This window comes from Actinophytocola sp. (assembly GCF_050699915.1).
In the GTDB taxonomy this organism is placed as follows: Bacteria; Actinomycetota; Actinomycetes; order Mycobacteriales; family Pseudonocardiaceae; genus Actinophytocola.
In genome coordinates, this window is sequence record NZ_JBOHGA010000199.1 from 1 (window position 1) to 11,480 (window position 11,480).

At 71.0% G+C, this 11,480-nt stretch carries 15 protein-coding genes; 6 read left to right on the forward strand and 9 right to left on the reverse strand.

Features of this window, described 5'->3' with window-relative positions; translation table 11 throughout:
* The 3 genes from ACRDSK_RS26575 to ACRDSK_RS26585 all read right to left on the reverse strand — a co-directional run.
* Positions 1-653, reverse strand: a 653-nt coding sequence (locus ACRDSK_RS26575) for a hypothetical protein (RefSeq protein ID WP_431444026.1), incomplete at its 3' end; no start/stop codon positions are given.
* A gap of 21 nt (positions 654-674) precedes the next feature.
* Complete coding sequence (locus ACRDSK_RS26580; RefSeq protein WP_431444028.1) at positions 675-950, reverse strand: hypothetical protein; 276 nt, start codon at positions 948-950, stop codon at positions 675-677.
* Complete coding sequence (locus tag ACRDSK_RS26585; RefSeq protein WP_431444029.1) at positions 947-1,246, reverse strand: SAV_915 family protein; 300 nt, start codon at positions 1,244-1,246, stop codon at positions 947-949. Before ACRDSK_RS26585 ends, ACRDSK_RS26580 begins: the two co-directional genes overlap by 4 nt.
* A gap of 363 nt (positions 1,247-1,609) precedes the next feature.
* Between ACRDSK_RS26585 and ACRDSK_RS26590 the strand changes: the two genes are divergently transcribed.
* Positions 1,610-2,239 carry a TetR/AcrR family transcriptional regulator gene (locus ACRDSK_RS26590; protein WP_431444031.1) on the forward strand — a complete coding sequence of 210 codons (630 nt, stop codon included), beginning with the start codon at positions 1,610-1,612 and terminating at the stop codon, positions 2,237-2,239.
* A complete protein-coding gene (locus ACRDSK_RS26595; RefSeq protein WP_431444032.1) occupies positions 2,239-3,483 on the forward strand; it encodes a glycosyltransferase in 1,245 nt (414 codons plus the stop codon). Before ACRDSK_RS26590 ends, ACRDSK_RS26595 begins: the two co-directional genes overlap by 1 nt.
* Here the strand turns inward: ACRDSK_RS26595 and ACRDSK_RS26600 are convergent.
* Positions 3,473-4,864, reverse strand: coding sequence for a flavin monoamine oxidase family protein (locus tag ACRDSK_RS26600; RefSeq protein ID WP_431444033.1), 1,392 nt, complete (start codon positions 4,862-4,864; stop codon positions 3,473-3,475). The genes ACRDSK_RS26595 and ACRDSK_RS26600 overlap by 11 nt on opposite strands.
* A gap of 131 nt (positions 4,865-4,995) precedes the next feature.
* Between ACRDSK_RS26600 and ACRDSK_RS26605 the strand changes: the two genes are divergently transcribed.
* Positions 4,996-5,823 carry an alpha/beta fold hydrolase gene (locus ACRDSK_RS26605; protein ID WP_431444034.1) on the forward strand — a complete coding sequence of 276 codons (828 nt, stop codon included), beginning with the start codon at positions 4,996-4,998 and terminating at the stop codon, positions 5,821-5,823.
* 181 nt (positions 5,824-6,004) lie between these two features.
* On the opposite strand, the gene ACRDSK_RS26610 is transcribed toward ACRDSK_RS26605, so the two are convergent.
* Entirely contained in the window at positions 6,005-6,673 is a 669-nt protein-coding gene (locus ACRDSK_RS26610; protein ID WP_431444035.1) for a SanA/YdcF family protein, read from the reverse strand.
* A 146-nt stretch (positions 6,674-6,819) separates the two neighbouring features.
* On the opposite strand from ACRDSK_RS26610, the gene ACRDSK_RS26615 reads away from it, so the two are divergent.
* The 3 genes from ACRDSK_RS26615 to ACRDSK_RS26625 all read left to right on the forward strand — a co-directional run bounded on the left by ACRDSK_RS26615 (position 6,820) and on the right by ACRDSK_RS26625 (position 8,613).
* Positions 6,820-6,897, forward strand: coding sequence for a 50S ribosomal protein bL37 (locus tag ACRDSK_RS26615; protein ID WP_414638440.1), 78 nt, complete (start codon positions 6,820-6,822; stop codon positions 6,895-6,897).
* Positions 6,898-6,996: 99 nt separating this feature from the next.
* Positions 6,997-7,431 carry a GNAT family N-acetyltransferase gene (locus ACRDSK_RS26620; protein ID WP_431444036.1) on the forward strand — a complete coding sequence of 145 codons (435 nt, stop codon included), beginning with the start codon at positions 6,997-6,999 and terminating at the stop codon, positions 7,429-7,431.
* A gap of 3 nt (positions 7,432-7,434) precedes the next feature.
* The gene (locus ACRDSK_RS26625; RefSeq protein WP_431444038.1) at positions 7,435-8,613 is read left to right on the forward strand and encodes a hypothetical protein; all 1,179 of its coding nucleotides are present in this window, start codon (positions 7,435-7,437) and stop codon (positions 8,611-8,613) included.
* Positions 8,614-8,615: 2 nt separating this feature from the next.
* Here ACRDSK_RS26625 and ACRDSK_RS26630 read toward each other — a convergent pair whose 3' ends face one another.
* From ACRDSK_RS26630 to ACRDSK_RS26645, 4 genes are read right to left on the reverse strand one after another with little or no spacing between them, the layout of a single operon-like run.
* Positions 8,616-9,191 carry a hypothetical protein gene (locus ACRDSK_RS26630; RefSeq protein ID WP_431444039.1) on the reverse strand — a complete coding sequence of 192 codons (576 nt, stop codon included), beginning with the start codon at positions 9,189-9,191 and terminating at the stop codon, positions 8,616-8,618.
* Positions 9,188-10,606, reverse strand: a complete 1,419-nt coding sequence (locus tag ACRDSK_RS26635) for a WXG100 family type VII secretion target (protein WP_431444041.1) — start codon at positions 10,604-10,606, stop codon at positions 9,188-9,190. Before ACRDSK_RS26635 ends, ACRDSK_RS26630 begins: the two co-directional genes overlap by 4 nt.
* Positions 10,606-10,908 (reverse strand): WXG100 family type VII secretion target, encoded by a 303-nt coding sequence (locus ACRDSK_RS26640; protein WP_431444042.1) that lies wholly within the window; start codon positions 10,906-10,908, stop codon positions 10,606-10,608. Before ACRDSK_RS26640 ends, ACRDSK_RS26635 begins: the two co-directional genes overlap by 1 nt.
* Positions 10,905-11,306: a YbaB/EbfC family nucleoid-associated protein gene (locus tag ACRDSK_RS26645; RefSeq protein WP_431444043.1), complete on the reverse strand. Its 402-nt coding sequence runs from the start codon at positions 11,304-11,306 to the stop codon at positions 10,905-10,907. The genes ACRDSK_RS26640 and ACRDSK_RS26645 overlap by 4 nt, the downstream gene beginning before the upstream one ends.
* Between the last annotated feature and the right edge of the window lie 174 nt (positions 11,307-11,480).

Genomic DNA, 11,480 nt, shown 5'->3' on the forward strand with positions numbered 1-11,480 from the left:
GCCAGCGTCCGCGCCTGGCCGCGCAAGGCGCTCGCGTTCGCCGCAGCGAGGGCGCCCGCGACGCCGGTGCCCAGGTCCGCGGCCTGGAACGCCGCCTTGCCGGTCAGGTCGGCCCACATGTTCTGGGCGACCTGCTTGCCGAAGTCGAGCACCGAGCGCGCGGCGCCGGCCTCCGTCTGCGCCTCGTTGTAGGCGACGACCTGACGTGCGTGGGCGTTCTGCGCGTCCACCGCGGACCGGTGCGCGGTGGCCTCCTCCGGAGACGCGTCCGCCGCGAGCGTGCCCGGGGCGGCCGGCGCCGGGCCGGGGTCGAGGATCTGCGTGTCGGTCAGCGTCAGCCCGCCGCCCGCGGCGATCTCGCGGGCGCGACCCATCCGGGTGCGCGCGGTCTGCAGGTCGTCGGCGAAGACCTCCATCGACTGGCCGGCCCGGTCCGTGTCGGCGGACAAGGTGTCGGCCTTGCCGCCGCCGCTGGTCATCTTCGCGCGGAACCGGTCGCCCGCCTCGCCGGTCCACTCGGCCTCGGAGTTGGTGCGAGCGCCGTAGATCTGGGTGGTGCAGTCGTGGACGCCGGTGGACAGGGTGCCGCGCATCCAGCGCGCGGCTCCGCGAATGCTCTCCGGATCACCGTCGATCTTGGTGTCGATGGGCATGAGTTCCCCCGATCTGGGCCGCTACTGGCCGGTGGGCAGGCCCTGCTGGGCGGAGTCCTCCATGTTCAGGTACGTCTCGGAGCCCGCTGCGACGTTGTCACCCGCGACGCTCACGCCGAGGACGACCTCGGCCGCGCTGTCGGTGAAACCGACCATCATCATCGCCAGGGCGCCGGTGAGGTCGCCCGCGTCGGGAGTGGGCGGTGGGGCGCCGATGCCGCCGAGGTTGGAGCCGGCGGTGCGCAGGGTGCTCGCGAGACCCTCGAGAGTGCCGTTGAGGCTGTAACCGTCAGTCATCGGACCGCCGCCACCTTCCTGCGGTGCTCCTCCGGGATCTCCAGGTCGAGCAGGATCATGTCGAACCGCACCCGCTCGGCGATCTTGTCCAGGTCGACGGTCGGCATGACGACCCACGGCTGGTTGGGCCCGCAGCAGCTCACCAGCCGGTCGAGCGCGGAGTAGACGAGCAGCGCGACGCGGCCGTCCCGGGTCGGACGGAGGTCGACGGTCAGCTCACCAGCCTGAATGTCGTCCGAACACGGCACGTACACCACTGGCGGAAGCGAGGCCTGGTGGTCGGTCGTTTCTTCCATCTGGCACCCCCTAGGACGGCAATCGGCGGCGCGGTGCTCACCGCGCCGTCGTCCGTTGAACGATTGAGACCCGACGATTCCCCTCCTCAGGCACCGTAGGGCGTCAGGACCGACACCGCATGCGGATCGGCGAACCGCTGTCCGATTCGTCCCAGACGCATGATCTGGCCATTACTATCAGTCACTGGCACGGCACGCCGCACGCTGGCCTGAACGGGCCTCGAGCACCTGGGGAATGGCAGCCACCGTCCGGGGTGGTGTTTCCGCACCCCGAACCGCACGGTTCCTCTCCTTCACGATGCATCTGCTCCACGGACGCAGACGCACGCTCGCGAATTCGATCGACTGATCTATACTTAGGTCATGCGATCGAACGAAGGGGCCGGCGCGCGCACCTTCACCGAACGTGCGCGCCGGGCACAGATCGTCGAGTGCGCGATCGAGGTCGTGGCAGAGCTCGGCTACGCCCAGACCTCGATCAGGAAGATCGCGGAGCGGGTCGGTGTCGCGATGAGCGTGGTGCTCTACCACTTCACGAACAAGGAGGAACTGGTGCGCGCGATCGTGATCGAGAGCTACCACAACGTCATCGCGGCGGTCGTGCCGGCCATCAAGGCCCAGACGTCGGCGACGGGCAAGCTACGCGCCTACATCACGGCCAACGCGGCGTTTCTCCAGTCGCACCGGCTGCAGTACATGGCCGTGCTGGACATCGGGCTGAGCTTCCGCACCGCGAGCGGAGGTCGGATGGACCAGCTGGAGATCGATCCCGAGCTCCTCGGCGATCTGGCCACATTGGACCTCGAGACGATTCTCCGGAACGGCCAGGAGAACGGCGAGTTCCGGACGTTCGACACGCGACGCGTGGCCGTGGCGATTCGCAGTGCGCTCAACGGCGCCGTCCTCGAGACGTCGCAGGATCCCGACTTCGACGTGCTCGGCTACGGCGAGCAACTGGTGACCATCTTCGATTCCGCGACGAGGAGGAAATGATGGCACGACTCGTGATCGCGGCCTTCGGCACGCGCGGGGACGTGGTTCCGTTGACCGACATCGGTTGTCGGCTCCAGGACGCCGGCCACGAGGTGACGATGGCCGCGCCGACGCAGTACGCCGACCTGATCTCCGGCTGCGGCCTGACGTTTCGCTCGTTCGATGTCGAGTTCGACATCGACGCCGCCGACCTGGCCGAGGCGAACCCGCTCAAGCTCGCGAGAAAGGCGGTGTCCCCCAAGGGCATGCGCGCCACGGGCGAGAGTCTGCTCGCCACACTGCACGACCTGCCGGCCGACGCCTTGCTGCTCTCCCCGTTCGCCGAGCTCGCCGGACATCCGCTCGCCGAGGCCAGGGGCATCCCCAGCATCTGCGTACGCATGCAACCCCTGTCCACCACAGCGACCCACCCGCCGGCGATCCTCGGTGCGTGGTCGGCCGGCCAGGTCCTCAACCGCGCCGCCGGCCGCGCCGCGACCGCCATGTTCGATCGGGTGTACGGCGGCACGATCGCCGGCTTCCGCGAACACCTGGGTCTGCCGGCCAGGTCCGCCCGGGCCATGCGACAGCAGCGCACGCAAGCCCAGAGCCCGATCCTGCACGGCTTCTCCCCCGACGTGGTCCCACGCCCCGAGGACTGGCGGCCAGGGCTGGAGGTGGTGGGCTACTGGTGGCCGCGGCGTGCCATCGGCTGGCAGCCGCCCGGCGACGTCGTGGCGTTCCTCGACGCCGGTGCACCGCCGGTGTTCCTCGGCTTCGGCAGCATCCTCATGTCCAAGGACGAGTCCGCCCGGGTGTCCGAACTCGTCCTCGAGGCGCTGCGCATGCTGGGTTTGCGGGGCGTGATCCAGGCGGGCTGGGCAGGCCTCGACGCGGCCGGCGACGAGGTTCTCACCATCGGCGAGTGTCCCCACGACTGGCTGTTCGGCAAGGTCGCCGCGGTCGTCCACGCGTGCGGCGCCGGCACGACGGGAGCGGGTCTGCGCGCCGGTCTGCCCGCGGTGGCGATCCCCGAACCAGGCGGCGACCAACCCTTCTGGGCCCGACGCCTACGTGAGCTCGGGGTCAGCGCCGCGACCCTGTCCCGCCGCAAGCTCACCGCCAGCCGACTGGCCGCCGCGATCGACGCCGCGCTCTCGGCCCCGGCACACCGAACCAACGCCGAGAGCCTGGCCGCCCGAATCGCCGAGGAGGACGGCGCCGCACGGGTCGTCGCCGTGGTCGAAAGGCTCGTCAGGGCATGAGGGCGTCGCCTTCGAGGATTTCCTCGGCGGCGCGGCGGCCGGACTCCACCGCGCCGTCCATGTAGCCGGCCCAGCGGGTCGCCGTCTCGGTGCCGGCCCAGTGCAGGGCGCCGACCGGTGTGCGCAGGCCGTGGCCGAACCGGGTCAGCGTCATCGGGGTGGCGAACGCCCCGTAGCAGCCGCGTGTGTACTCCTCCGCCGCCCAGTCCTGCTCGACGTAGTGGACGGGATTCCGCGCCTTCGAACCGAAGTAGGCCGCCAGGTCGTCCAGCACCAGCTCCCGACGCTCCTTGGGTTCGAGCCGGGCGGCGACCTGTGCGTGGCCGGCCTCGAGGAAGCCGACCAGCACGGCCGGCGAACCATCGGGCGGGCCGCCGTCGAACACGGTGCCGAGCGCTCGCCGGTCGCCGTTCGCCTGGCCGGACAGGCCCGCCTCGCGCCAGAAGGGCTCGTCGTAGACCGCGTTCACCTTGATGGTCCAGCCCATCGGCATGCGCTGCAGCAGCTGGTCCCGCTCGCCGGGCAAGCCGGGTTCGAACCGGATGCGCGCGGCCAGCGGAGGCGGCACCGCGACGATCGCGTGCCGCGCGTGGAACTCCCGCAGGCCGGCGCGGACCCGGACATCCGAGTCGCTCCAACGGATCCGGGTGACCGGCTCGCCGAGGACGACCCGGTCGCCGAGCCCGGCCGCCAACTTCTCCGCGACGCCCTGCGCGCCGCCGACGATCCGGTCCTGCTGCGCGCCCCCGGTGGTGTTGATCAGCGACTCCACGCCGCCGCCGGCATGGATGTAGAACAACGCCCACAGCGCCGACATGTCGTCCGGGCCCGCGCACCAGACCGCCTCGGTGATGAGTCGGTAGAACGCCATGCCCGTGCCGCTGTACACATGCCGGCGCAGCCACGTGCCGAACGTCTGCCCGTCGAGTGCCCCCGCGTGCCGCGCACGCCACGGCGCGTCCAGCGGGACCTGCCGTGCGGCACGGTCCAGGCGCAGCTGCGCCTGGCCGATGTCGGCGAGCACGACGGGATTCAGCCGCGGGACACGACCCTCGTACCGCACCGCCCGCCCGCCGAACTCGGCGACATGCACACCCTCGTCACGGGTCGGGTAGGTGTCGATCCCGAGCTCGTCCAGCAGACCGAGCATCCGGTCCTGCCCCGGACCGACCCACTGGCCGCCGACCTCGACGATCGCCTCACCGCCCGGGACGGCGGCGTTCTGCACGCGCCCGCCCACCCGCTCCCGGGCCTCGAGGACCACCACGTCGCGACCGGCGTCCGCCAGTGACCGCGCCGCGCTCAGTCCGGCGAACCCGGCCCCGACCACAACGACATCGACCATCACGCACCTCACATCGCCGTTTCCCGACGCACGCACTATGCGCGTCGTCCCGGCGGGTGGCTACACGGAGATCGCGAGCCGCGGCGGTACTGGTCAAACCTTCGAGTCGGTGAGATCGTCGTCCGGGCTCGGCTTCCCGCCGACCAAGACGACGATGGGGGAACCGGATGAACGAGAAGACGGCACCGCAGACCGGGTACGCCGAGGTGAACGGCCTGCGGATGTACTACGAGATCCACGGCTCCGGCGGCACGCCGCTGCTGTTGCTGCACGGCGGGCTCTTCGACATCGACCAGCAGTTCGGGGCGCTGCTTCCGGACCTGGCCGAGGGCCGGCAGGTCATCGCCGCCGACTTCCAGGGGCACGGGCGCACCAACGACATCGACCGGCCGCTGGGCACCGCCGACCTCGCCTCCGATGTGGTCGGTCTGCTGGCCCACCTCGGGGTCGAGAAGGCCGACGTGTTCGGGTTCAGCGTGGGTGGCGCGGTGGCCCTGCACCTGGCCGTCCGGCATCCCGAGCTGGTCCACAAGCTCGTGGTCTCGTCGGTCTCCTTCCACCCCGACGGCGACCGCGGCGACAACAGCGAGGCGATCAGCGAGATGACGGTCGACATGATCGCCGGCACGCCGATGGAGGAGCAGTACCTGGCCAAGTCGCCGCACCCGGACAAGGAGCACCTGCAGACCCTGCTCACCAAGCTCGGCGGCTACGACAAGGGCACCGGCGGCTGGTCCGACGACGACATCCGCGGGATCGCCGCGCCCACGCTGATCACGCTCGGCGACTGCGACGCCGTGAAGCTCGAGCACGCCGTGCGGTTCCTGCGGCTGCGCGGGGGCGACGTCGACGGCCACGTCGACGGCCAGCCGGCCTCGCAGCTGGCCGTGTTCCCGGGCACCATGCACTTCTTCGGGCTCGCCCGCACCGCGATGGTGCTCGACGCGGTCACGACCTTCCTCGACGCACCCGACCCGGAGCTTATGGAGGACTGAGGACGGCCGCGCACCGGCAGGCCTACTTCGCCTGGGAACACGACGATGAGGCCCGGTGGCCGCGGCCCGTCGTCCAGTACGTGCCGCGATGGATACCGGTGTCGTGCTCCTGAGCGGCGCTCTGGCCGGGATGTGGTGGCACGCCGAAGGAATCCGCGGCATCGCGCTGTAGGACGGAGATCTACGGCGCGCTCAGTGCCTCGTCGACGCCTGTCTCGTACTTGCCGAGGTAGGTGGGGCTGGCGTCGACGACCACGTCGAGCGTCGCCTTGATCGCCGCGGGCACTTCCCGCACCTGGTAGCGGGTGTCGTCGTCCGGGGCGGGCGATCCGACGCCGGCCGCGTCGATACCGGCCTCTCGGCACAGGAACACGGCGCGCCGCACGTGGAACTCCTGCGTGACGACCAGGGCCTTGCGGACGCCGAAGATCTTGTACGCCCGCACGCAGGAGTCGTAGGTGTCGAAGCCGGCGTGGTCGGCGACCACCTTGCCGACCGGCACGCCGCGGTCGACCAGCCACCGCGCCATCGCGGCGACCTCGTCGTACTCGACCTGACCGTGATCACCCGAGACGAGGATCGCGCGGATCTTGCCGTCCTGGTACAGCCGCAGCGTGTCGTCCAGTCGGGTCCGCAGGTATGGCTTGGGCGAGCCGTCCGTTTTGAGCCCGGCACCCAACACGATCCCCACCGGAGCGGCCGGCGCATCGGCCACCGCGTGGACCTTCCCCGACGTCGCGAACCGGATCCACAGGTACGGCCCGGCGCCGAACAGCAACACGAGCGCGAGCAACGCACCCAGGCTGATCTTCACCCACCGTCTGCCGAAGAGCTGACGAACTCGCCGCACTCGAAATCCCCTCCCCGGTCGGCTGTCGACGGCGGTTCGACGCCAATAGCCGGCCGGCCGTTGCACGAGAGGACGCGAAACACTTCGCGGAGGTTGCGCCGCGGGCGCGTACGCTCGTCGCAGACCGAGCCGGAAGGAGGACGACGATGTCCAAGAAGACGAGCAAGCGAGCCACTCGCCGCAAGAAGGGCGCGAACCACGGCAAGCGTCCGAACGGCAACTGACGCCGCGGCTCGCCTCGAATTTGCGTGGATCATGCCGGAACGCGGCTGCTAGCGTCCGCGCCCATGGAGTTCTCGCCGGTTACGGATCTTGACGAGCTCGTGGGATTCCTGACTGCCGAGGACTGGCCCTTCCACCTGAACCCGAAGCCGAACCCGAGCGAGGTTCGGCTCAGCGACGAGACCTACTGGATCACCGAGAACGGCGCCAAGCTCGGCCTCGTCCGACTGCTGGACCTCGAGGACATCGACGACGGCGGTTCCCCGCTCTTCGACCTCCGCGTCACCGCCGGCGCGCGTGGTCGTGGCGTCGGGGAGGCCGCCGTTCGCTGGCTGACCACGCACATCTTCACGAACTACGCGACCAACCGGATCGAAGGCACCACCCGCGAGGACAACCACGCGATGCGCCGCGTCTTCGACAAGACCGGCTACGTCCAGGAAGCCCACTACCGCGAAGCCTGGCCGGCGCAGGACCGCGTCTACGACTCCGTCGGCTACGCGATCCTGCGCCGCGACTGGGTCACCGGCGCCTAGCGAATGACGGAGCAGGAGTGGTTGCGCGCCTACGCGGTCCTGATCCTGCGGCTGGATCGCCGGCTGGCCGGTACCGGGCGGGGCTGGGAGGTGGACTACTTCGGGCCGGACGAATGGCGCGCGCGGGTCGCCGAGGAGGAACCCCGGCCGGCCGGCCGACTGGTGGACGACGCCGACGAACTGGCCACGGACCTCCCGTTCGACGAGCCGCGCCGCGGTTACCTCGCCGCACACGTGCGGGCGCTTCGCGCGCTGGCCCGCCAGGAGGCCGGTGCCCGCCTGGCCATGCCGGACCTGGTTCGTGAGTGTCTCGGCATCGAGGTCGGCATGGTGCCGGAGACGGTGTTCGAGCAGGCGCACGACGAGCTGGACCGGGCCTTGCCGAGAACCGCCGGTTCACTGGCGACGCGGCTGCACGACTGGCGCACCGCACACTCGCTGCCGCGCGAGCGGCTCGACCAGCTCCCAGACCTGGTGGCGTTGGCGGTCGCGGAGTGCCGGGCGCGCACGCACCAGCGAATCGTGCCCCTTCCCGACGGCGAACGAACCGGTTGCGAGCTGGTTGCCGGCGTCGGCTACGTCGGGGTCGGCGCCCACCACGGTGGCCTGGACTCGACGATCCTGCTGAACGGCGACCGCCCGTTCAACCTGGCCGACCTGCTCTACGTCGTCGCGCACGAAGGCCACCCCGGGCACATTGCCGAGATGGTGCTCAAGGAGATCCACCTGGCCGACCGCGGCCGCGTCGAGCAGCGGGTGCGGTTCGCGCCGGCACCGCCGTTCGTGCTCAGTGAGGGACTCGCCCTACACGCCCAAGCCCTTGTCTTCCCCGGTGACGAGGCACAGGCATGGCTGGCCGACAACATCCTCGGCCCACGGGGAATCCGGCCCGACGGCAGCGACTTCGCCGCCGTCCACCGCGCACGCAACGCCATGTTCGGCGTGCGACACAACGCCTTACTCCTCGTCGACGAAGGCCGTTCGGACACCGAGGTAGCCGAGTACCTGTCGCGGTGGGGACTGGTCGAGAACCCCACCACGAGCGGGCTCGACAGCCCGTACCTCTCCGCCTACTACCACGGCTGGCGGCTGCTCGACTCCCGTCTGGACTCCGCGGATCTCGCCCGCCGGCTGCTGACCGAACAGGTCCTACCGACCGACTTGGCAACCACCGAGAGCTGATCTCACGACGTGAGCGTGGCGAACAGGGCCGGCAGCAACCCCGCGTTCGGGTGGCTCAGCGGCACGGTCAGCACCGGCTGTTGGACGCCCGACTGGTAGACCCAGACCATCCCGTTGTACTGCTGCGTACTGCCGATCGACCGCCACGGCAGCGACAGCCGCGGCTTGGCGCACGCGATGCCGTCCCGGCTCACCCGCACACTGCCGCCGACCGTGACGGTCTCCCCGCCACGCACCCGGGCGACGAGGTCGTCGAGCAGCCGCGGCTCCAGGTACCGCTGGGCGAGGTTCACCAGGAACGTCCAGCTCTCCGGCGCGACGTCCCGACGGCCCGGGACGTAGTCGTGCACGGCGACCGTCGGCCCGGTGTACGGATACCTGCCCACCTCGAAGTGGTAGTCGCTGTTGTGGGTCGTCGGGTACAGGAACCGCTTCGTGGCGGTGTGGGCCGCCCAGTAGCTGACCCACTCCACGTCGTCGAGCGCGATCGACTTCCTGCCGTAGGTGATCGCCCGCGGGTTGGCCAGCAGCCGCGTCCAGGAGACCTTGGTGTCCAGCGAGGAATCCGGCCGGGTCATGTCGAGTCCCTGATCTCACTGCTGGTGATGACCGGCGGCGCGACCTCGACGACCTGCTCGTCGTGCTCGTCGGCCAGCCGGTACTTCCGCTTGTGCTCCTTGTCCTCGTCGCCGGCCGCCCGGCCGCCACCCATGGCACCCAGCGGAACACCGCCCAGCGGCCCACCGCCACCCCCAGGGGCGCGGGTCGGCTGCGGCCTGCCCTCCAGGCGGCCGAGTCCGGTGTCGGTGCCTCGCCCGGCGCCGGCGCGGGCGCCGGGCGAGGGTGCTGGACCGCCGCCGGCGGAGGCACCGATCGGCATGCCACCGGTGGGGATCGCGGCGGACGACAGGCCACCGGCACCCAGGGACCGGGGCGCCTCCGGCATCGTGGTGCCGGCGGCCGCCGGGAGCGGCGAGACCGCGGCGGCGGACTGGGTGCCGTAGTCGAGCGGGGTGTTCACGGAACCCGACGCGGAACCCGACCCGGACGCGCCGGCCGGCATGAAGTCGCCACTCGCCTGAGACGACCCACCCGACGGAGACCCGCCGCCGGACCCCGCCGAGGCCGCGGAGCCGGCCTCGGCCGCGGGCTTGGTGTCCTCGATCTTCGCCGCGGTCGCGGCGCTCGAGGTCCCGCCGGCCTGCTGCTCGGCACCGGCACCACCGCCGGCCTCCGCCTGCGCGTCCGCGTTGATGCTCTGCTGGCTGATGCCCGACAGCGCCTGCTGGATCAGCTCCATGACGGCCATCCCGCCCTGCACGAGCTTGAGCAGGTTGTCCCCACTGGCCACCAGCGCGGCCAGCTTCGCCGCGATCCGCAGCGCGTACTCGACGGCGATCCCGACGCACGGCGGGATGGCCTCCACGACGCTCTGGCCGAAGGTCTCCCCCGCCCGCGCCACGGCCTGGGTCATGATCGGCACGATCTGCGCGACCGCCTCGGCGATGAGCTCGGTGACCTCCGCGATGGCCTGCGCCACCACCTGGCCCGCGCCGATGATCGCGCTGCCGACCGTGTTGCTCGCCTGACCGAGGCCGGCGACGCCGTCCGCGTGCGCCGCGCCGGCGTCCCGGTACTCCGCCGCGGCCGCGCCGGACCACTCGGAGGTCTGCGCGCTCGTCGACGCCCGGTAGGAGTCGGCCACGCCGGCGATGTCCTGCCCGGCGGTGCCGAAGCTCTGCGCCCCCGAGCTGACCGAGGCCTCGTTGCCGCCCTGCAGCTGGGTGAGCCCGTCGCCGAGGAACGACACCATGGGCATGAACCAACCGAGGCCGGCGGCGGCGAGCCCGGACAGCGGGTTGAGCGTCGAGCCCAACAGGCCCAGCGGTGCGCCCGGCACGCCGAGCCCGGGCGACACCCAACCGTTGCCGCGCACGGCCTCGTCCGTCGCCTGCAGGTCGACGACCAGCGCAGCGGTGTTCGTGTCGGTCATCAGGAGTACTCCGAGTTCAGCTTGGCGGCGTTGTCGTCGTCGACGGCTTGGTAGCCGGCGGCGGTGCGGGTGATGCCGGTGCTCACCTCGGCCACCGAGGTCGACGCGTCCGTGATCGTGTTCGCGACCTTCGTCATGGCACCCTGCAGGCCGGTCGAGAGGAACTGGGTGAACAGGCCGAGGGCGAGGTCGGTGAGGCCGCTCGGCAGCTGCCCGCCGATGGCGGACAGCTGATCGGCGACGTCGCCGACGCTGCCGGCGTGCCCGTAGAGCTGGTCGGGGTCGACGTCGAACTGTGTCATCGGGTGATCTCCGGTGGGTTGGCGAAGTAGTCGTCGTCATCGGGGTTGCCGGCGACCCGCACCCCGCCGGGCAGGTGCTGCTTGATCACCTCGAGCGCGGGGCCCTCACCGAAGTAGCTGGTCGAGATGCCGGCGATCCGGGCGCTGACCGCGCGCCGCGCCTGCCGCGTGGTGTCGAGGATGAGCTGGGCCAGCTCGTCGGCCTCGAGCGTGCGGGCCGCGGGCGTGAGAGTGAGGTCCTCGAGACCGCCGGCGGCGTCGACCTTCACCTCGACCTCGCCGCGAGGCGAGGTCGCCGTGCCGCCGACCTCCCGCAGGCGTGCGCCGGCCTCCTTGGCACGCGTCGCGACGTCGGTGATCCGCTTCTCGTACTGGGCGAGCCACTGTTCAGTATCCATCGTGTACCTTTCTGGCGATCATGGCCAAGTTGTTGAGCACGGAGCGAATCTCCTGCTGTCGCAACGAGTTGACGCTGAGCCACCCGTCCTGCGCGCGGTTGACCCGCACCCGGCCGTTCGGACCGTCCAACCAGGACAGTTCGGTACCGCACCGGGTGGCCCCGGCGGTGCCGC